Raw genomic sequence first — 964 nt, forward strand, 5'->3', positions numbered from 1 at the left:
GGAGCCGCCTCTCGGCTGCAAGGCGACGATCTCGCCGAGCTCGTCTTCCAGATCGATATCGATGGGCGTCGGCTCGCCGTCGTAGAGATCGGCGGGCAATAGATCGATTGCAGCGGCGAGGGCGGCGTCGAGATCCTCGTCAACGCGGGGCCGGCATGTGTAGGTCTCGCCGAACGGGCCGGGGGGCAGGGCGTGTGTGCCGAGCACGAAGTCCGGATGCCGACCAAACCAGCGATTGACCCTGATGGCGCCTTCTTCGTCGGTGGCCGGCCTGATCTCATCGACATCGAGCCACAGCTGATTTCCCTCCGGCTCTCCGGGCTTCCGCTTGCGGAAGAACAGGATGTCGACGACGACATCCGTGCCGGCGTCACGGCGAAAGCTGCCTTCGGGCAGCCGGATTGCCGCGATTAGGTCGGCGGATCTGGCGATATGCTCCCGTGCCGTTGTATCGGCCTTGTCCATGGTGCCATGCGATGTGACGAAGGCGGCGAGCGCACCGGGCTTCAGCAGGTCAATCGACCGGGCGATGAAATAGTCGTGCAAACGAAGGCCAAGCGACCGGTAAGCGCGGTCAGAGCGGACGATGCGATCGGAAAAGGGTGGGTTGCCGATGGCGAGATCGTAGATCGGAGCCAGATCCGTGCGGGTAAAGTCGCCATTGATGATCCGCGCCTTCGGCTGCAGCAGGCGGGCGATGCGGGCGGTGACCGGATCGAGCTCGATCCCGGTTACATAGGCGGCGTCGCGATATGGCTCCGGCATCAGGGCAGGGAAGCCCGGTGCCAATGCCAGGTTCCACCACCCGCCCGCCGCGCCAGCCCAGTTTCCGCACCCCAGTCCAGATTGCCCGGATGATGAACTCCGGCGTGAAATGCGCATATTGGGTGCAGCGGGCAAGCGACGCGTAGTCGCTCTCGCAAACCGCGGTCTCGAGCGAGGAACCAATATCGTCCCAGCCCTC

General features: G+C 64.5%; 1 pseudogene. It reads right to left on the reverse strand.

The features are described 5' to 3' along the window. Positions 1 to 964: pseudogene (locus RNA01_RS23420) on the reverse strand (N-6 DNA methylase); the annotation flags it as partial.

The organism is Paenirhizobium naphthalenivorans (assembly GCF_007992095.1).
Lineage (GTDB): Bacteria > Pseudomonadota > Alphaproteobacteria > Rhizobiales > Rhizobiaceae > Allorhizobium > Allorhizobium naphthalenivorans.